General features: G+C 60.7%; 17 protein-coding genes. 13 read left to right on the top strand and 4 right to left on the bottom strand.

Features of this window, described 5'->3' with window-relative positions:
• Positions 1-142 precede the first annotated feature (142 nt).
• From AC1DIH_RS08645 to AC1DIH_RS08660, 4 genes are all read left to right on the top strand, one after another.
• The gene (locus AC1DIH_RS08645) at positions 143-1,108 is read left to right on the top strand and encodes an L-carnitine dehydrogenase (protein WP_477771378.1); all 966 of its coding nucleotides are present in this window, start codon (positions 143-145) and stop codon (positions 1,106-1,108) included.
• A 124-nt stretch (positions 1,109-1,232) separates the two neighbouring features.
• Positions 1,233-1,709, top strand: a complete 477-nt coding sequence (locus AC1DIH_RS08650) for a thioesterase family protein (RefSeq protein ID WP_477771379.1) — start codon at positions 1,233-1,235, stop codon at positions 1,707-1,709.
• 21 nt (positions 1,710-1,730) lie between these two features.
• Positions 1,731-2,894 carry a gamma-butyrobetaine dioxygenase gene (locus AC1DIH_RS08655; protein WP_477771380.1) on the top strand — a complete coding sequence of 388 codons (1,164 nt, stop codon included), beginning with the start codon at positions 1,731-1,733 and terminating at the stop codon, positions 2,892-2,894.
• A 309-nt stretch (positions 2,895-3,203) separates the two neighbouring features.
• Entirely contained in the window at positions 3,204-3,467 is a 264-nt protein-coding gene (locus AC1DIH_RS08660; RefSeq protein WP_019694012.1) for a hypothetical protein, read from the top strand.
• An 86-nt stretch (positions 3,468-3,553) separates the two neighbouring features.
• On the opposite strand, the gene gbdR is transcribed toward AC1DIH_RS08660, so the two are convergent.
• Together gbdR and AC1DIH_RS08670 are read right to left on the bottom strand one after the other, a co-directional pair.
• Complete coding sequence (gene gbdR, locus AC1DIH_RS08665) at positions 3,554-4,657, bottom strand: choline metabolism transcriptional regulator GbdR (protein WP_071553003.1); 1,104 nt, start codon at positions 4,655-4,657, stop codon at positions 3,554-3,556.
• 526 nt (positions 4,658-5,183) lie between these two features.
• Entirely contained in the window at positions 5,184-6,560 is a 1,377-nt protein-coding gene (locus AC1DIH_RS08670; protein WP_477771381.1) for an L-serine ammonia-lyase, read from the bottom strand.
• A 431-nt stretch (positions 6,561-6,991) separates the two neighbouring features.
• On the opposite strand from AC1DIH_RS08670, the gene AC1DIH_RS08675 reads away from it, so the two are divergent.
• The 3 genes from AC1DIH_RS08675 to choV all read left to right on the top strand — a co-directional run bounded on the left by AC1DIH_RS08675 (position 6,992) and on the right by choV (position 10,029).
• On the top strand, positions 6,992-7,942 hold the full coding sequence (locus tag AC1DIH_RS08675; protein WP_477771382.1) for a choline ABC transporter substrate-binding protein: 951 nt from the start codon (positions 6,992-6,994) through the stop codon (positions 7,940-7,942).
• A gap of 66 nt (positions 7,943-8,008) precedes the next feature.
• Positions 8,009-8,854: a choline ABC transporter permease subunit gene (choW, locus tag AC1DIH_RS08680; protein WP_477771383.1), complete on the top strand. Its 846-nt coding sequence runs from the start codon at positions 8,009-8,011 to the stop codon at positions 8,852-8,854.
• On the top strand, positions 8,851-10,029 hold the full coding sequence (gene choV, locus AC1DIH_RS08685) for a choline ABC transporter ATP-binding protein (protein ID WP_477767399.1): 1,179 nt from the start codon (positions 8,851-8,853) through the stop codon (positions 10,027-10,029). The genes choW and choV overlap by 4 nt, the downstream gene beginning before the upstream one ends.
• 217 nt (positions 10,030-10,246) lie before the next feature.
• Here the strand turns inward: choV and AC1DIH_RS08690 are convergent, their stop codons facing one another.
• Positions 10,247-12,187, bottom strand: coding sequence for a BCCT family transporter (locus AC1DIH_RS08690; RefSeq protein ID WP_477771585.1), 1,941 nt, complete (start codon positions 12,185-12,187; stop codon positions 10,247-10,249).
• Between the two features lie 120 nt (positions 12,188-12,307).
• Complete coding sequence (locus AC1DIH_RS08695; RefSeq protein WP_477771384.1) at positions 12,308-12,445, bottom strand: hypothetical protein; 138 nt, start codon at positions 12,443-12,445, stop codon at positions 12,308-12,310.
• Between the two features lie 224 nt (positions 12,446-12,669).
• Between AC1DIH_RS08695 and betI the strand changes: the two genes are divergently transcribed.
• From betI to AC1DIH_RS08725, 6 genes are all read left to right on the top strand, one after another.
• Positions 12,670-13,275: a transcriptional regulator BetI gene (gene betI, locus AC1DIH_RS08700; protein WP_477771385.1), complete on the top strand. Its 606-nt coding sequence runs from the start codon at positions 12,670-12,672 to the stop codon at positions 13,273-13,275.
• A gap of 95 nt (positions 13,276-13,370) precedes the next feature.
• Positions 13,371-14,843, top strand: a complete 1,473-nt coding sequence (gene betB, locus AC1DIH_RS08705) for a betaine-aldehyde dehydrogenase (RefSeq protein ID WP_477771386.1) — start codon at positions 13,371-13,373, stop codon at positions 14,841-14,843.
• A 151-nt stretch (positions 14,844-14,994) separates the two neighbouring features.
• Entirely contained in the window at positions 14,995-16,698 is a 1,704-nt protein-coding gene (gene betA / locus AC1DIH_RS08710; protein WP_054594395.1) for a choline dehydrogenase, read from the top strand.
• Between the two features lie 272 nt (positions 16,699-16,970).
• A complete protein-coding gene (locus AC1DIH_RS08715) occupies positions 16,971-17,666 on the top strand; it encodes an RraA family protein (RefSeq protein ID WP_019694022.1) in 696 nt (231 codons plus the stop codon).
• Positions 17,667-17,796: 130 nt separating this feature from the next.
• Positions 17,797-19,239, top strand: a complete 1,443-nt coding sequence (locus AC1DIH_RS08720) for a TldD/PmbA family protein (protein ID WP_477771387.1) — start codon at positions 17,797-17,799, stop codon at positions 19,237-19,239.
• Positions 19,239-20,576, top strand: a complete 1,338-nt coding sequence (locus AC1DIH_RS08725; protein WP_477771388.1) for a TldD/PmbA family protein — start codon at positions 19,239-19,241, stop codon at positions 20,574-20,576. The genes AC1DIH_RS08720 and AC1DIH_RS08725 overlap by 1 nt, the downstream gene beginning before the upstream one ends.
• Positions 20,577-20,595: the final 19 nt, after the last annotated feature.

Below are 20,595 nucleotides of genomic sequence, written 5' to 3' on the forward strand. Positions count from 1 at the left end.
CACACCACACCTATTTCCCCCTGTGGGAGCGAGCCTGCTCGCGATGGCGTCAGTACATCCAACGCATATCTGCGGCAGGAATACCGCCATCGCGAGCAGGCTCGCTCCCACACAGGATCACCAAATTTTTCAGGAATTCACCATGAGCTTTATCACCGAAATCAAAACATTCGCCGCGCTGGGCAGTGGTGTCATCGGCAGCGGTTGGGTATCCCGCGCCCTCGCCCATGGCCTGGACGTGGTGGCCTGGGACCCGGCGCCCGGTGCCGAAGCCGCGCTGCGCAAACGCGTCGCCAATGCCTGGGGCGCGCTGGAAAAACAAGGCCTGGCACCCGGCGCTTCGCAAGATCGCCTGCGCTTTGTCGCGACCATCGAAGAGTGCGTGCGGGATGCCGACTTCATCCAGGAAAGCGCCCCGGAACGCCTTGAACTGAAGCTCGAACTGCACAGCAAAATCAGCGCGGCGGCCAAGCCCAATGCACTGATCGGTTCCAGCACTTCAGGGCTGTTGCCGAGCGAGTTCTACGAGGGCTCGACCCACCCGGAACGTTGCGTGGTCGGCCATCCGTTCAACCCGGTTTATCTGTTGCCACTGGTGGAAGTGGTCGGTGGCAAGAACACGGCACCGGAAGCGGTGCAGGCAGCGATGAAAGTCTACGAATCGCTGGGCATGCGCCCGCTGCATGTGCGCAAGGAAGTACCGGGCTTTATCGCTGACCGTCTGCTCGAAGCGCTGTGGCGCGAGGCGCTGCACCTGGTCAACGATGGCGTGGCGACCACCGGCGAAATCGACGATGCGATCCGGTTTGGCGCCGGGCTGCGCTGGTCGTTCATGGGCACGTTCCTGACCTACACCCTGGCCGGCGGCGATGCCGGTATGCGGCACTTCATGGCGCAATTCGGTCCGGCGCTGCAACTGCCTTGGACTTACCTGCCCGCACCGGAACTGACCGACAAGCTGATCGACGACGTGGTCGACGGCACCAGCGAGCAACTGGGCAAACACAGCATTTCGGCGCTGGAGCGCTATCGTGATGATTGCCTGCTGGCGGTGCTGGAAGCGGTGAAGACCACCAAGGCCAAACATGGCATGACCTTCAGCGAATAACCTGCCAGCAGGTCCGCCCCCATCGCGAGCAGGCTCGCTCCCACAAGGACAGCGTAACCCCTGTGGGAGCGAGCCTGCTCGCGATAGCGTCAGTCCAGTCACCACCAACGTCGGAACCTGAACAATGCCAACCCTCACCACCTACACAACCACCATCGCCCCCGACTGGGTCGACTACAACGGCCATCTGCGCGATGCGTTTTACCTGCTGATTTTCAGCTACGCCACCGATGCGCTGATGGATCAACTGGGCATGGACAGCAATAACCGCGAAGCCAGCGGCAACTCGTTGTTCACCCTCGAACTGCACCTCAACTACCTGCACGAAGTGAAGCTCGGCGCCGAGGTCGAGGTGCATACCCAAATCATCGGTCACGACCGTAAACGCCTGCACCTTTATCACAGCCTGCATTTGGTCGGCGACGCACAGGAACTGGCGGGCAACGAACAAATGCTGCTGCACGTCGACCTCGCGGGGCCGCGTTCGGCACCGTTCAGCGAACCGGTGCTGAACAAACTGCTGGCCATGACCGCATTGCAATCGGACCTGCCCACCCCAGCCTATATTGGCCGAGTGATCGCACTACCGCCTGAAAAATAACAACCAAGACAAGGAGCTCGCATGAACACCGCCGCCGCTGTTGCCGACTTCCGCAGTTACCCGCTGATCAGCGCCTTGACCGCCGTGCAAACCCTGGCGGATCACGTGCGGGTGACCTGGGCCGATGGCCGGGTCAGCCCCTTTCATCATCAATGGTTGCGCGACAACTGTCCGTGCCCGGTTTGCGTGTATGCCGTGACCCGCGAGCAGGTGCTGGAAATCGTCGATGTCGCTGAAGATCTGCGCCCCGCCGTGACCCAAGTGGATGCCGAGGGCTGTCTGTCTATCGACTGGTCGGACGGCCATACCAGCCGCTTCGATCCCGGCTGGTTGCGTGCTCACGCCTATGACGATAAATCCCGGGCCGAGCGCAGCGCCGGCAAACCGAAAAGCCAGCTGTGGAACAGTCAACTGAAGCTGCCAGTGTTCGCCTATCAGGCGGTAATGGAGGATCCCAAAGCCCTGCTGCAATGGCTTCTGGCACTGCGCGATATCGGCCTGACCCAGGTGCGCGGCGTCCCCACCGAACCCGGCTCGCTGACGCACATCGCCAAGCGGATTTCATTTATCCGCGAGAGCAATTTCGGTGTGCTGTTCAACGTGCAATCCAAGGCTGACGCCGACAGCAACGCTTACACCGCATTCAACCTGCCGCTGCACAGCGACCTGCCGACGCGCGAGTTGCAACCGGGGCTGCAATTCCTGCATTGCCTGGTCAATGACGCGGACGGTGGCGAGAGCATTTTTGTCGACGGTTTTGCCATTGCCGACGCCTTGCGCCAGGAAGACCCCGAAGCCTTCCGTGCGCTGTGCGAGATCCCCGTGGAGTTTCGCAACAAGGACCGCCACAGCGACTACCGCTGCCTGGCGCCGATCATCGCCCTCGATACGCAGGGACAAGTGTCGGAAATCCGCATGGCGAATTTCCTGCGGGGGCCGTTCGATGCATCGGTCGAGCAGATGCCCAGCTTGTACCGCGCCTATCGACGGTTTATCGCCATGACCCGCGAAGCGCGTTTCAGGCTTATCACCCGGCTCAATCCTGGTGAAATGTGGTGCTTCGACAACCGCCGAACCCTACATGCGCGTAACGCTTTCGACCCCAGCAGCGGCGCCCGGCATTTCCAGGGCTGCTACATCGATCGCGATGAATTGCTGTCGCGGATTCTCGTGCTGCAACGCTAGACCGCGTCATCGTTCCGACGATGGCGGTAGACCGGACACCCATAACGACCTGATTCACAGACAAAAAAAACCCCGATCAAGCCGTGACAGGATCGAGGCAGAAGTTACTGTTGAGGAGCTGTTGCGCGAGGGTGACCAAACCTTCGTGAAGCCAGCTGAATCCAGTGTGCCTACTCCCCGCTCACGCAAGTTAGTCGAAAACGACCTGTTCATAGGTATAGCGGCCATTGCGACAAATCGTCCTTGCCCCGCCCCATCACCGCTACCAGAATCGAACCACGACACCGTTCCCTGAAGAAGGATTGCGTCATGATGCACGCTGATTTGATTGACCAGGAAGACCTGTTGGGCCAGCTCAAGGCACGCGGATTTGAAGTCCCGATGGGGGCCACTGCAGAGCAGGCCTGTGAATGCGCGGTACGTGGCCTGGATGACACGCGAGCCTATGAGCTGCGCAAGATGGTCAAGGACATGTACACCAGCAGCGCAACGATTCTGCCCGCCGTGCGCCAGGCGATCGACAAGCAACTACTGCCGGCATTGGCGCTGTACCAGCAAAGCCGTAGCGCCTGATAAACCCAATCGCGAGCAGGCTCGCTCCCACAAGGACCGCGTAAATCCTGTGGGAGCGAGCCTGCTCGCGATGAAGGCGCTGCGGTTTAGAGCCTTACGCTAGCGAAAGTCGACTCGTTACGCGCCTGGCTCAATGCCGACATCGGCCCGGACAACGGTGCCAGCACCAGTGCCTGCGGGATCGGCATCATCGCCACCTGTTGGGTGGTGTTGGAACCGACGCGTTCGTCACGCGGTGGAATGCCGAAGTATTCGCGGTAGCACTTGGAGAAGTGCGGGGTCGACACGAAGCCGCAGACCGAGGCCACTTCGATGATCGACATCGGCGTTTGCTTGAGCAATTGCCGGGCGCGGATCAGCCGCAGCTTGAGGTAGTAGCGCGACGGCGAGCAGTGCAGGTATTTCTGGAACAGCCGCTCCAGCTGACGACGCGATACCGCGACGTACACCGCCAGTTCATCGAGGTCGATCGGCTCTTCAAGGTTGGCTTCCATCAGCGCGACGATTTCCTGCAACTTCGGCTGATTGGTGCCCAGCATGTGCTTGAGCGGCACGCGCTGGTGATCCTGCTCGTTACGGATGCGCTCGTAGACGAACATCTCCGAGATCGCCGCCGACAGTTCGCGGCCGTGGTCGCGGCTGATCAGGTGCAGCATCATGTCCAGTGGCGCGGTGCCGCCGGAGCTGGTGAAGCGGTTACGGTCGAGGGTGAACAAGCGAGTGCTCATGGCCACCCGCGGGAAAGCTTCCTGCATCGACGCCAGACATTCCCAGTGCACGCTGCAATCGAAACCGTCCAGCAGACCAGCACACGCCAAGGCCCAGCTGCCGGTGCAGACGGCGCCAAGGCGGCGCGACTGACGGGCCTGGCTTTGCAGCCACGACACGTGTTCACGGGTTACGGTGCGTTGAATGCCGATGCCACCGCAGACAATCACGGTGTCCAGGGCCGGGGCTTTGTGCATGGAGGCGTCAGGGGTGATTTGCAGACCGTCACTGGCCCAGACCTGGCCGCCGTCAACGGTGAGGGTGCTCCAGCGATACAGCTCGCGACCGGACAATTGGTTGGCCATGCGCAGGGGTTCTACTGCGGAAGCCAGGGAAATCAGCGTGAAATTGTCCAGCAGCAAAAAGCCGATGGATTGAGGCGCACGGTTCTGGGGTTGGGCCCCGGAGTTGAACGACGTCATCGCGGTATCTCCTCACACAAAGCGGGTGATGGCCTCAGGCGGAGGCTCTTGTTATGGCCATCGTTCTCTTGCGTGAGACGGGGCTTTGTTATGACAGAGCAATTGCCATGCCTAAAATTGAATGCGCATTCAATAACTCCTGAAAACGACGTCGCGATGTGTCTATATGTGTCTATAGAGGTCAGTCGACGCGTAAGGGTTATCAGGCTGGCAGATGCCCTACCCCGCGGGGTGTGAGCAAATCGGTAGCACTTTTGGGAAGCGCATCAAAAGTGCCGGGAAAGAGTGTCACCCCAAGCACAGGTGACGAGCGGTCAGAGCCCGGAATGACGTCTGACCGTTGACTATATTTGTTGCCTATTTGCGACGCGCTAAAAGGTGGCGCTCAGTTGGATCAGTGTTCACTTAACGCGCAGTTTTGACTGGTCCTCCCTCATCGCGAGCAGGCTCGCTCCCACACTGGTTTTGCAGCGCTCACAAATCCAATGTGGGAGCGAGCCTGCTCGCGATCGGGGTCAAATCGGTCTCAGCACTCAACCGCGCTGACTGCCAACCCACCGCGCGATGTCTCTTTGTATTTATCGTGCATGTCGGCGCCGGTATCGCGCATGGTGCGGATCACCCGGTCCAGCGAGATGAAGTGCTGACCGTCACCGCGCAAGGCCATTTGTGCAGCATTGATCGCCTTCACCGCGGCAATCGCGTTGCGCTCGATGCACGGCACCTGCACCAGCCCGCCGACCGGGTCGCACGTCAGGCCAAGGTTGTGCTCCAGGCCGATTTCCGCCGCGTTGCAGAGTTGTTCCGGCGTCGCACCAAGAATCTCCGCCAACCCGGCCGCCGCCATCGCGCAGGCCGAACCGACCTCACCCTGGCAACCGACTTCAGCGCCGGAAATCGAAGCGTTCTTTTTACACAGGATCCCGACCGCCGCCGCACCGAGGAAATAGTCGACGACGTTAGCGTCCGTCACCGCCTCGCTGAACTTCATGAAGTAGTGCAACACCGCCGGGATGATCCCTGCCGCGCCATTAGTCGGTGCCGTGACCATCCGCCCGCCCGCCGCATTCTCTTCGTTGACTGCGAGGGCGAACAGGTTGACCCACTCCATGGCGCTCAAGGTCGAGCCGATCACGTTGGGCTTGTTCAGCTCTTGCAGGCTGCGATGCAGCTTAGCGGCACGGCGGCGTACATTCAGGCCACCAGGCAGGATGCCTTCGTGCTTGAGGCCCTGCTCGACACAGTCCTGCATGGCGCGCCAGAGTTTCATCAGGCCGCTGCGGATTTCCTCTTCCGAACGCCAGACCTTTTCGTTCGCCATCATCAACTCGGCGACGCGCAAGTTGTGTTTCTTGCACAGGGAAAGCAGCTCCGCTGCGCTGGAAAAATCGTAAGGCAACACGGTGCTGTCCAGATCGACCACGCCGCTTGAAGCCTGCGCCTCATCAACGACAAAACCGCCGCCGACTGAATAGTAGGTGTCGCGGTGCAACTCAGCGTTTTCGCCTTCAGCCACCAGGGTCATCGCATTGGGATGGAATGGCAGGTTCTCATCGATCAGGCGCATGTCCCGTGCCCAGATGAAGGGCACCGGCAAGCGACCGTCGAGCAACAGGGTGTGGGTTTCACGCAAGGTGTCGATGCGAATACCGATTTGCGACGGGTCAATCGCGTCCGGCCATTCGCCCATCAAGCCCATGATCACCGCATTGTCGCTGCCGTGACCGATGCCGGTAGCCGACAACGAACCAAACAGCTGGACCTCGATCCGGTGCACCTGCTCCAGCAACCCCTTCTCGCGCAACGATTCGACGAACAACGCCGCAGCGCGCATAGGCCCCACCGTGTGCGAACTAGAGGGGCCAATACCGATTTTGAACAGGTCGAAAACACTGATAGCCATGACTTGCGAGACTCCTCGATGAGCAGATTCCAGGCGTCAAAGCACCCGGTGACGGAGCTGCTACGCTCAAGCTGCGATCCGCCGAGATAACCGCATCATCGGGCTTTTGCGATGTCGTTCGACGTCTCACACCGACGTACCCATGCTCACCAACGCCGCTGGCCGCAGACGGCACGTTTTGGCCGTTTTTTTACAGTTCAGAGGACTAAAAAGCGCTGAAAAAAGCTGTAAACGACCTCACCGACACTGGAAGCGACCATCCCTGTACTGGATACGACGCACCCTGTAGGCGTCAGAATTTCACTGGTCCATGATCAGTCTCGACTCGATTGCACGGCGCTGTGGTAGAGCAGTCTTCATAACGCCGACCAACCGCAACACTCATAAGTGCGGTCAGAACACCGCCATAAAAAACACTCAGGAGTCCACCCATGAAAATAGGTTCCCCGTCGTTGTTGTTGGCCGCGATGCTGAGTCTGCCGCTTCTGGCTCATGCCGCAGAACCGGCGCAGTGCAGCACCGTAAACTTCTCCGATGTCGGCTGGACCGACATCACCGCCACAACCGCGACCACCAGCGTCGTGCTCGACGCGCTGGGCTACAAGACCAAGACCACCATGATTTCCGTGCCGGTGACCTACAAGTCCCTGGCCGACGGCAAGAACATGGACGTGTTCCTCGGTAACTGGATGCCGACCATGGAAAACGACATCAAGGCCTACCGTGATGCCGGCACCGTGGAAACCGTGCGCACCAACCTCAAAGGCGCCAAGTACACCCTGGCAGTGCCGCAAGCGCTTTACGACAAAGGCCTGCATGACTTCGCCGATATAACCAAATTCAAGAAAGAACTCGACGGCAAAATCTATGGGATCGAGCCGGGCAACGATGGCAACCGCCTGATCCAGAGTATGATCGACAAGAACGCCTTCGGCCTCAAAGACGCTGGTTTCAAAGTGGTCGAATCCAGTGAAGCCGGCATGCTCTCGCAAGTCGACCGTGCTCAGAAGCGCAATACCGCCGTGGTGTTCCTGGGTTGGGCACCGCACCCGATGAACAAGCGCTTCAAGATCCAGTACCTCACCGGTGGCGATGATTATTTCGGCCCGGATTTCGGTGCGGCAACAGTCCTGACCAACACCCGCAAGGGCTACACCCAGGAATGCAGCAACGTTGGCCAGTTGCTGAAGAATCTGGAGTTCACCGTAGACATGGAAAGCTCGCTGATGGGCAACATCCTGGACGACAAGATGAAGCCTGACGCAGCCGCCAAGGCCTGGCTGAAAAAGAACCCACAGGTACTCGATACCTGGCTCGCTGGCGTGACCACCATTGACGGTAAACCTGGCCTGGAAGCCGTGAAAGCCAAGCTTGCACAGTAATCGTTGACGCCGGGCGAGTTCGCTCGCCCGGGCTGTTTTTTTCCTCGCATGCGGACGTTCACTACCATGCTGATTGATCAGAAAATCCCTTTAGGCCAGTACATCGCTGCCTTCGTTGAATGGTTGACGCAACACGGCGCCAGCACATTCGATGCGATCGCCACGACACTGGAAACGATGATCCACGGCGTGACGTTTGCGCTGACCTGGTTCAACCCGCTGGCACTGATCGGATTGATCGCATTGCTGGCTCACTTCATCCAACGCAAATGGGGCCTGACCGCTTTCGTCATCGCCTCCTTCCTGCTGATCCTCAATCTGGGTTACTGGCAGGAAACCATGGAAACCCTCGCCCAGGTGCTGTTCGCTACTTTCGTCTGCGTGATCATAGGCGTGCCGTTGGGCATCGTCGCCGCGCACAAACCGATGTTCTACACGCTGATGCGTCCGGTGCTCGATCTGATGCAGACCGTACCGACGTTCGTGTACCTCATTCCTACCCTGACCCTGTTCGGTCTGGGTGTGGTCCCGGGTCTGATTTCGACGGTAGTGTTCGCGATTGCCGCGCCTATTCGTCTGACCTACCTGGGCATCCGCGATGTGCCGCAAGAACTTATGGACGCCGGCAAGGCCTTTGGCTGCTCGCGCCGTCAGCTGCTCTCGCGTATTGAACTGCCCCACGCCATGCCAAGCATCGCAGCCGGTATCACCCAGTGCATCATGCTGTCGTTGTCGATGGTGGTGATCGCGGCACTGGTGGGCGCCGACGGCCTGGGCAAACCCGTGGTCAACGCACTGAACACTGCTGATATCGCCCTGGGCTTCGAAGCCGGGTTGGCGATCGTACTGCTGGCGATCATGCTCGACCGTATCTGCAAACAACCCGACGCCAAAGTAGGGGGTGACGCATGAGCATAATTCGCTTCGATAACGTCGACGTTATCTTCTCCAAGGATCCACGCGAGGCCCTCAAGCTGCTGGATCAGGGCATGACCCGCGACCAGATCCTGAAGAAAACCGGGCAAATCGTTGGCGTTGAAAAAGCCAGCCTGGACATCGAGAAAGGCGAAATCTGCGTGCTGATGGGCCTCTCCGGCTCCGGCAAATCCAGCCTGCTGCGCTGCATCAACGGTTTGAACACGGTCAGCCGTGGCAAGCTGTTCGTCGAGCATGAAGGCCGCCAGATCGACATCGCTTCCTGCACCCCTGCAGAGCTGAAAATGATGCGCACCAAGCGCATCGCCATGGTGTTCCAGAAGTTCGCCCTGATGCCCTGGCTGACGGTGCGCGAGAACATCAGCTTCGGCCTCGAAATGCAGGGCCGTCCCGAGAAGGAACGTCGCCAGCTGGTCGACGACAAGCTCGAGCTGGTGGGCCTGGCCCAATGGCGCAACAAGAAGCCCGACGAACTCTCCGGCGGTATGCAGCAACGTGTGGGCCTGGCCCGTGCGCTGGCGATGGACGCCGACATCCTGCTGATGGACGAACCCTTCTCGGCACTTGACCCGCTGATTCGCCAGGGCCTGCAAGACGAACTGCTGGAACTGCAACGCAAGCTGCACAAGACCATCGTCTTCGTGAGTCACGACCTCGATGAAGCGCTGAAACTCGGCAGCCGTATCGCAATCATGAAAGACGGCCGGATCATCCAGTACAGCAAGCCGGAAGAAATCGTCCTCAACCCGGCCGATGACTACGTGCGGACCTTCGTCGCGCACACCAACCCGCTGAACGTACTGTGCGGTCGCAGCCTGATGCGCACGCTGGACAACTGCAAACGCATCAACGGTTCGGTATGCCTGGATCCGGGCGGCGACTCGTGGCTGGACCTGGCCGAAGGCAACACCATCAAAGGTGCACGCCAGAATGGTTCCAGCCTGGACTTGCAGAACTGGGTACCGGGGCAAGCGGTGGAAGGCCTGGGCCGTCGCCCAACGCTGGTGGATTCGAACATCGGCATGCGCGATGCGTTGCAGATTCGTTATCAGACCGGCAACAAGCTGGTGCTGCACGACAACAATCGAGTGGTGGGGATTCTCGGCGACAGCGAGCTGTACCACGCGCTGCTCGGCAAGAACCTGGGGTAAGACAGCAGACACAAAAACGCCGCGAGAGGATCGCGGCGTTTTTGTTTATCGGGATAGCGGGTAAAGGGGCTTCGACGCTGATGCCCCCTTCGCGAGCAAGCCCGCTCCCACAGGTGACCGAGTTCTATCAGAAACATGCGGTCGAATGTGGGAGCGGGCTTGCTCGCGAAGAACACGACGCGGTGCTTCAGAGAGAAACACCGCGCCCTATCAAGTCTTAGCTATACACCCGGCCCAGGAGCTGCCGATGGCTTTCAAACTGATCGAGCACATCACGGGTGATCTGATCCTGAGTGAAGCCCATCAAGTCGTAGTCCTGGCTGCCGTTGTGCAGGTACACCTCGGCGCGGTAGTAACGCGTGCGCGCTTCATTCGGGTTCGGCGACTCGCTCGGCGCTGCCAGATAGCCGTCCAGGCTCACTTCGTAGACAAACGGGTTGCCCTCTTCCATCTCGATCCGCACGCCCATGCAACGCTTGGCTTTACCCAACAACGTTTGCACGTCCAGCCCCTGAGTACGCAGTTGTGCCGCCGCATCTTCCAGCGCCGGGCTGACGTGCTTGTCCATGAAGCGTTGAACGATCGACTGGCTCGGTTGCAAGTCCAGCTGGGTCAGACGCTCGCTGAAACCACGACGACCACGCGCCGCCAGTTCGGCCTGTTCCTGCTCGATCTGCACGTCCTGGCGCATGGCCTTGTGCAAGCCGAACATGAAGAACACCAGCACCACCGAGAACGGCAGGCCGGCCAGCACGACCATGGTTTGCATGGCTTCGAAGTTACCGGCGAACAGCAGGCCGATGGTCACCAGCGTGATCACTACCGACCAGAAGATCCGCAGCCAGTGCGGGGCATCTTCGTCGACGTTGCCGCCCTTGCAGGACAGGTTCGCCATCATCACCGCGCCAGAGTCGGCCGGGGTCAGGAACAACACGAAACCGACAAAAATCGACACGCCGATCACGATCTTCGACGCCGGGTAGTGCTCAAGCAGTTGGTAGATCGCCATGGACGGCTGTTCCAGCGCCGTCTTCCCGAGCTCCACCGCCCCGTGGTTCATCACCAGATCCAGCGCCGAGTTACCGAAGATCGACAACCAGGCCAAGGTGAAGCCCAGCGGAATCAGCAGCACGCCGGCCACCAGTTCACGCACCGTGCGACCGCGAGAAATACGTGCGATGAACATGCCTACGAATGGCGCCCAGGAAATCCACCAGGCCCAATAGAACAGAGTCCACAGGCCCAACCAGCGCTCGGATTTGGCGTTGTCGGCTTCGTACACGTACAGGTCGAAAGTTTTCAGCACCACCCCGTTCAGGTAGTCGCCGATGTTCTGCACGAAGCCGTTGAGCAGGTGCAGGGTCGGGCCGAACAGCAGGACGAAAATCAGCAGGCCGCTGAACAGCACGATGTTCAGGTTGGACAGACGGCGGATACCGTTTTCCACGCCCGACACGGCAGCGATGGTCGCCACGGTGCTCATCACGATGATCACGATCAGCAGGTTGGTGTTGCTGTGCTCCATGCCGAACAGGTTCTCAAGACCCGACGACACTTGCAGCGAGCCGATCCCCAGGTTGGTCACCAGACCCAGCAGGGTCACGAACATGCCAAAGCCGTCTACCGCATGACCGGCCGCGCCTTTGACCCAACGCTCGCCCACCAGCGGATACAGCGCCGAACGCAACGCCAGCGGCTGGTTATGACGGTAGGCAAAGTACGCCACGGCCAAGCCGACCAAAGCGTAGATCGCCCAGCCATGCAGGCCCCAATGCAGGAACGTCAGCTGTACTGCCTGACGCGCTGCCAGGTTGCTGCCCGCCACGCCTTCCGGCGGATTGAAGTAGTGATCCAGCGGTTCGGATGCACCGAAGTACAGCAGCGAGATACCGATACCGGACGAGAACAGCATCCCGGCCCAGGCGCCATAGCTGAAGTCCGGAGTATCGTCCTTGCTGCCCAGTTTGAGCTTGCCGTAGGACGAAAACGCCAGGCCGACGACGAATACCAGATAGGCGGCGATCACCACCATGTAGTACCAACCGAAGCTGCGCGACAACCAGGCCTGAGCGATCCCCAGCATTCTCCCGGCTTCTTGCGGCGCGGCGATGAGGATGGCGGTCAGCAGCAGGATCAATGCGGTCGAGGTGTAGAACACCCAGCCGTTGACCGCCACCTTCTCGGGTGGGGTCTTTATAAGAGAGGCAGAACTCATTGCACAGATGCTCCAGGCAGTGCGAGAGAAAGACACAAGGCAAAGCAGTACCCGACCAATCGATTAGTTGGCAGCCGACCAGCGGGTGATATAAAGACACCCCGAAAAAAGCCCGAAACCGCGGTAGCCGTGTTGAAAACCGACCTCGAAGATCGCGTGCGCGTACATGACACAGCACATGACCCCGAGCGTCTTGCCCATTCAATACGTCCATTGAAATCGGTTCGCAGCATGCCCCGTGTGGGTTTCGAGCATTTTCAGATGTCGTTTTTCCGCCAACCACACGTAGGAAAAACCTGTAGGCAGCGACGATTTGTCGCAGATCTTATTCTTTGTTGATTGAACGTTCAATCAAAACAAAATAGACTGGCTCTCAATCCGGTAGCCGTTTTTCGTCCACCGGGAGGCCTAAGGAGATGTGCAAGATGCCCAAGGTCGGTATGCAACCCATCCGCCGCCAGCAGTTGATCGAAGCCACATTGCAGGCGGTCGATCAGGTCGGGATGGGGGACGCCAGCATTGCGCTGATCGCCCGTTTGGCCGGTGTCTCGAATGGCATCATCAGTCACTATTTTCAGGACAAGAATGGCCTGATCGCCGCCACGATGCGGTATCTGATGAACGTCCTCAGCGAGAACGTCACCGCGCGCCGCCTGGCGCTGAGAGATAACAGCCCGCGGGCTCATCTTCAGGTGATTATCGAAGGCAACTTCGACGCCAGCCAGGTCAATGGCCCGGCAATGAAAACCTGGTTGGCCTTCTGGGCAACCAGCATGCACCAACCGTCTTTACACAGGTTGCAGCGGATCAACGATCACCGCCTGTATTCCAACCTGTGCTGCGAGTTCCGCCGAGTGCTGCCGCTTGATCAGGCACGCAGCGCAGCACGCGGACTGGCGGCCCTGATTGATGGTTTGTGGTTGCGCGGCGCGCTGTCGGGAGACGCTTTCGACACCGAGCAGGCACAACGAATCGCTTACGAATATATGGATATCCAACTGGCTAAACAGGAGTTGCTGGAGCACACATAACCGCTCGGCCCCTGAACGGCGACTGATCAACGTGCCCAGGTTTTACGGCGCGTCCAGTGGCCAATGCCAATAACTAATGCACTTGCGAGGACTCTATGGCCCGTTTCGAACTGCAAAAACTTTACATCGACGGCGGTTACTCCGACGCCAGCGGCGACGCCACCTTCGAAGCTATCAACCCGGCTAACGGTGAAGTTCTCGCCACAGTGCAACGTGCAACCTTCGCCGACGTTGAGCGCGCTGTCGTCAGCGCCGAAAAGGGCCAGAAAATCTGGGCCGCGATGACCGCCATGGAGCGTTCGCGCATCCTGCGCCGTGCCGTTGAAATCCTGCGCGAGCGCAACGATGAACTGGCCGCCCTGGAAACCCTGGACACCGGCAAGGCGTACTCCGAAACCCGTTACGTCGACATCGTTACCGGCGCTGACGTACTGGAATACTACGCAGGCCTGGTGCCGGCCATCGAAGGCGAGCAAATCCCGCTGCGCACCACGTCGTTCGTTTACACCCGTCGCGAGCCACTGGGCATCGTGGCCGGTATCGGCGCGTGGAACTACCCGATCCAGATCGCCCTGTGGAAATCCGCTCCAGCCCTGGCGGCCGGTAACGCGATGATCTTCAAGCCAAGCGAAGTCACTTCCCTGACCACCCTGAAACTGGCTGAGATCTACACCGAAGCAGGCCTGCCAGCGGGCGTGTTCAACGTTCTGACCGGCAGCGGCCGTGAAGTCGGCACCTGGCTGACCGAGCACCCACGCATCGAAAAAATCTCCTTCACCGGCGGCACCGACACCGGCAAGAAGGTCATGGCCAGCGCTTCCGGTTCGTCCTTGAAAGACGTGACCATGGAACTGGGCGGCAAATCCCCGCTGATCATTTTCGATGACGCCGACCTCGATCGCGCCGCCGACACCGCGATGATGGCCAACTTCTACAGCTCCGGCCAGGTCTGCACCAACGGCACTCGCGTGTTCGTACCGAGCCACCTGAAAGCCGCTTTCGAAGCCAAGATCGTGGAACGCGTTGCGCGCATCCGCGTCGGCAACCCGCAAGACGAAAACACCAACTTCGGCCCGCTGGTCAGCTTCGCCCACATGGAAAGCGTGCTCGGCTACATCGCCAAAGGTAAGGAAGAAGGCGCGCGTCTGCTGTGCGGCGGCGAGCGTCTGACCGAAGGCGAATTCGCCAAAGGCGCCTTCGTGGCACCGACCGTGTTCACCGACTGCACCGACGAGATGACCATCGTTCGCGAAGAAATCTTTGGCCCGGTGATGAGCATCCTCACCTACGAAACCGAAGAAGAAGTGATCCGCCGCGCCAACGACACCGAGTTCGGCCTGGCTGCCGGCGTCGTCACCCGTGACCTGAACCGCGCTCACCGTGTGATTCATCAACTGGAAGCCGGTATCTGCTGGATCAACGCCTGGGGCGAGTCCGACGCCAAGATGCCGGTCGGCGGCTACAAGCAGTCGGGCGTAGGCCGTGAGAACGGCATCAGCTCGCTGAACAACTTCACCCGCATCAAATCGGTACAGGTCGAGCTGGGCGATTACGCCTCGGTTTTCTAAGGCGAAATTTGCTTCGCCCGCGAGGCCGTCATCGCGAGCAGGCTCGCTCCCACAGGGACCCCATTCCAATGTGGGAGCGAGCCTGCTCGCGAATCGAGTGCGCAGCGCTCGCCATGGCCGAACCTGACCAACTTCAAAGAGGGTGCATTCAATGTCCCACGAATACGACTACATCATCATCGGGGCCGGCTCTGCCGGTAACACCCTGGCGACCCGTCTGACTGAAGATGCAGGCGTCACCGTCCTGCTGCTCGAAGCCGGCGGTCCGGACTACCGTTTAGACTTCCGCACACAAATGCCTGCGGCACTGGCGTTCCCGCTGCAAGGCCGTCGCTACAACTGGGCCTACGAGACCGATCCAGAGCCACACATGGACGGCCGCCGGATGGAATGCGGTCGCGGCAAGGGCCTGGGCGGTTCTTCGCTGATCAACGGCATGTGCTACATCCGCGGTAACGCCATGGACTACGACGGCTGGGCGAAAAACCCTGGCCTGGAAGACTGGACCTACCTGGACTGCCTGCCGTATTTCCGCAAAGCGGAAACCCGCGACATCGGCCCGAACGACTACCACGGTGGCGAAGGCCCGGTCAGCGTGACCACGCCTAAAGCCGGCAACAACCCGCTGTTCCACGCGATGGTTGAAGCAGGCGTACAAGCCGGTTACCCGCGCACCGAAGACCTGAACGGCTACCAGCAGGAAGGTTTCGGTCCGATGGACCGTACCGTGACGCCTAAGGGCCGTCGCTCCAGCACCGCGCGCGGCTACCTGGACATCGCCAAAAAGCGTTCGACCCTGAACATCGTCACCCACGCCCTGACCGACAAGATTCTGTTCGAAGGCAAGCGTGCGATCGGCGTCCGTTACCTGGTGGGCAGCGCCGAAGAGCCCGTTGAAGCCCGTGCACGCAAAGAAGTGTTGCTGTGCAGCGGCGCGATTGCTTCGCCGCAAATCCTGCAACGCTCCGGCGTCGGCCCGGCCAAGCTGCTCAAGAGCCTCGACATTCCGGTGGTTCACGACCTGCCTGGCGTTGGCGAGAACCTGCAGGACCACTTGGAGCTGTACCTGCAATACGCGTGCACCCAGCCGGTTTCGCTGTACCCGTCGCTGCTCTGGTACAACCAGCCGGCCATTGGTGCCGAGTGGTTGTTCAATGGCACCGGCATCGGCGCCAGCAACCAGTTCGAGGCCGGCGGTTTTATCCGTACGCGTCCGGACTTCGAATGGCCGAACATTCAGTACCACTTCCTGCCGGTGGCGATTAACTACAACGGCAGCAACGGCGTGAAAGAGCACGGTTTCCAGGCGCACATGGGTTCCATGCGTTCGCCAAGCCGTGGCCGCATCCAGGTCAAATCCAAGGATCCGCGCCAGCACCCGAGCATCCTGTTCAACTACATGGCCACCGAGCAAGACTGGCAGGAATTCCGTGACGGCATCCGCCTGACCCGTGAAATCATGCAACAGCCGGCACTCGACGCGTTCCGTGGTCGCGAGCTGAGCCCGGGCATCGAAGTGCAAACCGATGAGCAACTCGACAAGTTCATCCGTGAACACGCCGAAACCGCGTTCCACCCGTCCTGCTCCTGCAAAATGGGCACCGACGAGATGGCCGTGGTCGATGGCCAGGGTCGTGTCCACGGGATGCAGGGCCTGCGTGTGGTCGATGCCTCGATCATGCCGCTGATCACCACCGGTAACCTGAACGCGCCAACGATCATGATCGCCGAGAAAATCGCCGACAAGATCCGTGGTCGTCAGCCACTGCCACGCAGCAAGGCCAAGTACTACGTCGCGGGCGACGCCCCGGTACGTGGCAAGCCGTTGCGTGAAGTGGGTCCTACCGCGCAGTAACACCGCGCCTGCGGCGCATCGCGAGCAGGCTCGCTCCCACATTGGATTTGCATCGAATCGCTATTTAGCGTTCAACACAGATCAAGTGTGGGAGCGAGCCTGCTCGCGATGGCTTTCTAGCAAACAACACACCTCTCCCCGCCTTACATCCTTCCCACACCGCTTCACCCTTGATCCCACCCCCCGCGCAGGCCTACTCTAGTCACCGCGCAAACGTTTCACCCCCCGCCCCCATCGACAAGCCGCCACCTGGCTGGCCACGAGGCTTACTCATGTTTGATGTCGTGTCTTCGAGCAAATGGCCCACCGGCTACCTGATCAACCCCAACGTAGAACCCCTCGATCCGAAGTGGCTGAAGGAATTCAGCAAGATCCCCGCAGCGGCCGTCAGCGACTGCCTGGGTCGCAACGTCGGTGGCCTGGGTTTGAAAGCCTTCCACGGCAATGCGCCGATGCTCGGCAGTGCGCTGACCGTTCGCGTGCGCCCCGGTGACAACCTGATGATCCTCAAAGCCATGCAGATGGCCCGCCCGGGCGATGTGCTGGTGATCGACGGCAGTGCCGACCTGACCCGCGCCGTGTTCGGCGGCATCATGCGCGCCATGGCCCTCAAGGCCGGGATCGTCGGCGTAGTGATCAACGGCGCCCTGCGTGACCTCGACGAGTGGCAAACCGGTGAACTGCCGGCCTACGCCATCGGCGGCGTACACCGTGGCCCGAGCACCGACGGTGGCGGCGAAATCAACGTACCGATCTCCTGCGCCGGCATGCTGGTTGCTCCCGGTGACCTGATGATTGGCGACGGTGACGGCGTGGTGGCTGCATCGCGCAGCGAACTGCCGGAACTGCTGGTGCGTTGCCACGACCTGCTGGCTCGGGAAAAGGCTACGCTGGCGGCTATCGAAGCCGGCACGCTGGACCCGGATCGGTTTGACGCCATCCTGCGCGCCAAGGGTTGCCCGGTTTAACCGCCAAAAGCATCGTCGGAACGCCGCCCGGAGCAGGCTCGCTCCCACAAGGACTGCGCAAAACCTGTGGGAGCGAGCCTGCTCGCGATGAGGCCCTAGAAGTCGCCGCCACTCACAAGGAGGTCCCCGCATGTTCGATTTCCACCCCCAGCTCAAGCAGCGTTTCGCTGCCTTGCGCACGGGCGCTGAATTTTTTTCGCTGCGCTATGTGCGCGAGTCGGGTCAGTACCTGTCGGTACGCAAAAACGTTGCCGAGCCTCCAAGTCTGAGCCGTGACGAAGGGGCGATGCTGACTGCACGGGTCAATGGCGTCGAAGCCTATGCCGCGACCAACGACCTGTCGCCATCCGGCCTGCAAGCAGCCCTCGACCGCGCCGAACGACAGGCCCGCTCGATTGCCGCCCACGCCCTGCTCGACCTGCGTCAGCAAACGGTTTCCAGCGAGCGCGCCGATTACCTGTCACCGAACCTTGAACAACCGTTCCCGTCCCTCAGCGATTGCTACCAACTGCTCGGCGCCGAATCCGCCGCCGTGCCCAAGGACGAGCGACTGGTGAACTGGCAGGTCAGCATCGGCATCACCCATGTCGAGCAGATCTACCTCAACAGTGCCGGCGCCGAACTGCGTCAGGCGCAACGCTTCGTCTACCCGGGGCTGGATGTCACCGCCTACGACGGTAACGACAGCCAGACCCGCAGCCTGGGCCGCGAAAACTTCGGCCAGCAAGGCGGCGCAGACGTGATCAGCCGCTGCGGCCTGATCGGCGCCGGCCCGCATGTCGCCGATCAGGCACTGCAATTGCTGCTGGCCCCCAACACCCCGCAGGGCAAACGCGACCTGCTGCTGATGCCGGACCAGATGATGCTGCAGATCCACGAGTCCATCGGCCACCCGCTGGAACTGGACCGCATCCTCGGCGATGAGCGCAATTACGCCGGCACCAGCTTCGTCAAAACCAGTGATTTCGGCAGCCTGCAATACGGCTCCGAACTGCTCAACGTGACCTTCGACCCGGACATTCCCGAGCAGCTCGCCAGCTACGGCCATGACGACGACGGCACGGCGGCGAGCAAACAGTTCCTGATCCGCGAGGGTTTGCTGATCCGTCCGCTGGGTGGTGCGCTGTCGCAGTTCCGTGCAGGCCTCGACGGCGTTGCCAACAGCCGCGCCTGCGGCTGGAACCGCCCGCCCATCGACCGCATGGCCAACCTCAACATCGAGCCTGGTGACCAGTCGCTGGAACAGTTGATCAGCGGCATAGAACACGGCGTGCTGATGTCGACTAACCGCTCATGGTCAATTGACGACGCACGGAATAAATTCCAGTTCGGCTGCGAGTGGGGCCAGTTGATTGAAAACGGCGAACTCAAGGGCGTGGTGAAAAACCCGAACTACCGGGGTATTTCTGCGCAGTTCTGGCGCAACCTCAGCGCCGTTGGCGACGTCGGCACCTTCAAGGTGCTGGGCACGCCGAACTGCGGCAAAGGCGAACCGAACCAGGTGATCCGCGTCGGCCACGCCTCGCCGGCCTGCGTGTTCAGCAACATTGATGTGTTTGGAGGAGACGCCTGATGAGTACGGCATTGAGTCAGGTCGAACAATTCAAAGGACTGGTGGCCTGGTTGCGCAGTGCCCTGCGCGAGCCTGAGCGGTTCACCTTGAGCTACGCCGCCGAATCGTCGGCGTTCGTGCGCTTCAACCACGCCAAGGTGCGTCAGGCTGGCCAGGTCCAGCAGGCCAGCGTCGGTTTCAAACTGATCAACGACGGCCGGCATGCGGACCTGAGCATCACCCTCGCCGGTGATCCCGAGGTCGACCTTCAGCGCCTGGCCGAAGGCCTGCAACAGTTGCGCGAGACCCTGCCGTTGTTGCCGCAGGACCCGTATCTGCTGCTCAACCACACAGGCTGGCAGAGCAAGAACGTACAGGATCACCCGTTGCCGGACACCGAGCAGGTGGTCGCCGAAATCGCCCGCGCCGCCGAAGGGCTCGATCTGGTCGGTTTCTACGCCGCCGGGCCGATCAGCCGGGGTTTCGCCAGTTCGTCCGGCGCCTTCGGCTGGCATCAGGCCAACAGCTTCAATTTCGATTTCAGCCTGTTCCACGCCAACGGCCAAGCGGTGAAAGCCAGCTACGCCGGGCACGACTGGAACAGCGAAGGTTTCGCCAAACGCTTCCAGCAGGCCCGCGAGCAATTGGAGTTCCTGGGGCGGCCACTGCGCACGTTGGCGCCGGGTCAATACCGCGCCTATCTGGCGCCAGCCGCTTTGGAAGAGATCGTCGGCATGCTCTGCTGGGGTGGGTTCTCCGCGCAGTCGATTGCCAGCAAAAGCAGCCCGCTGCAAAAACTCTACGCGGGTGATAGCGCGTTCAGCCCATTGCTCTCGCTGGATGAAAAAGTCAGCGGTTCCCTGAGCCCGGCGTTTTCGGGCGAAGGCTACCCGCGCAGCGATCTCGGGTTGATCGTTGCGGGCAAGGCCGGCGAGCGGCTGGTGGGTTCGCGCAGCGCCGCCGAATACGGCCTGACCGCCAACGGTGCTGGTGGCGGTGAGTCGCCAAGCGCGTTGAACATGGCCGCCGGTGTATTGCCGGAAGCCGAGATTCTCAAGCAGCTCGGCACTGGCCTGTACATCAGCAACCTGTGGTACCTGAATTACTCGGACCAACCGGCCGCACGCTTGACCGGCATGACCCGCTTCGCGACCTTCTGGGTCGAGAACGGCGAGATTCAGGCACCGGTCAGCACCATGCGCTTCGATGACAGCGCCTACAGCCTGCTCGGTTCGCAGCTGGAAGCACTGACGAGTGAGCGTGAGCTGATTCTGTCGCCCAGCACCTACAGCCAGCGAGCCACGGCTTCGGCGGTATTGCCGGGGGCGCTGGTCAGCCGCCTGACGTTGACCCTGTAAAAAAGCATCGCGAGCAAGC

The sequence above is a fragment of the Pseudomonas sp. 05N36 genome (assembly GCF_056397385.1).

Excerpts from the sequence above, each read along its gene's own strand:
- betA (WP_054594395.1), top strand. The coding sequence starts at position 14,995 with ATGTCCCACGAATACGACTACATCATCATCGGGGCCGGCTCTGCCGGT.
- AC1DIH_RS08695 (WP_477771384.1), bottom strand. The coding sequence starts at position 12,445 with ATGGGCAAGACGCTCGGGGTCATGTGCTGTGTCATGTACGCGCACGCG.
- choW (WP_477771383.1), top strand. The coding sequence starts at position 8,009 with ATGCTGATTGATCAGAAAATCCCTTTAGGCCAGTACATCGCTGCCTTC.
- AC1DIH_RS08660 (WP_019694012.1), top strand. The coding sequence starts at position 3,204 with ATGATGCACGCTGATTTGATTGACCAGGAAGACCTGTTGGGCCAGCTC.
- AC1DIH_RS08715 (WP_019694022.1), top strand. The coding sequence starts at position 16,971 with ATGTTTGATGTCGTGTCTTCGAGCAAATGGCCCACCGGCTACCTGATC.
- AC1DIH_RS08720 (WP_477771387.1), top strand. The coding sequence starts at position 17,797 with ATGTTCGATTTCCACCCCCAGCTCAAGCAGCGTTTCGCTGCCTTGCGC.
- choV (WP_477767399.1), top strand. The coding sequence starts at position 8,851 with ATGAGCATAATTCGCTTCGATAACGTCGACGTTATCTTCTCCAAGGAT.
- gbdR (WP_071553003.1), bottom strand. The coding sequence starts at position 4,657 with ATGACGTCGTTCAACTCCGGGGCCCAACCCCAGAACCGTGCGCCTCAA.
- betI (WP_477771385.1), top strand. The coding sequence starts at position 12,670 with ATGCCCAAGGTCGGTATGCAACCCATCCGCCGCCAGCAGTTGATCGAA.
- betB (WP_477771386.1), top strand. The coding sequence starts at position 13,371 with ATGGCCCGTTTCGAACTGCAAAAACTTTACATCGACGGCGGTTACTCC.
- AC1DIH_RS08655 (WP_477771380.1), top strand. The coding sequence starts at position 1,731 with ATGAACACCGCCGCCGCTGTTGCCGACTTCCGCAGTTACCCGCTGATC.
- AC1DIH_RS08645 (WP_477771378.1), top strand. The coding sequence starts at position 143 with ATGAGCTTTATCACCGAAATCAAAACATTCGCCGCGCTGGGCAGTGGT.
- AC1DIH_RS08650 (WP_477771379.1), top strand. The coding sequence starts at position 1,233 with ATGCCAACCCTCACCACCTACACAACCACCATCGCCCCCGACTGGGTC.
- AC1DIH_RS08725 (WP_477771388.1), top strand. The coding sequence starts at position 19,239 with ATGAGTACGGCATTGAGTCAGGTCGAACAATTCAAAGGACTGGTGGCC.
- AC1DIH_RS08670 (WP_477771381.1), bottom strand. The coding sequence starts at position 6,560 with ATGGCTATCAGTGTTTTCGACCTGTTCAAAATCGGTATTGGCCCCTCT.
- AC1DIH_RS08675 (WP_477771382.1), top strand. The coding sequence starts at position 6,992 with ATGAAAATAGGTTCCCCGTCGTTGTTGTTGGCCGCGATGCTGAGTCTG.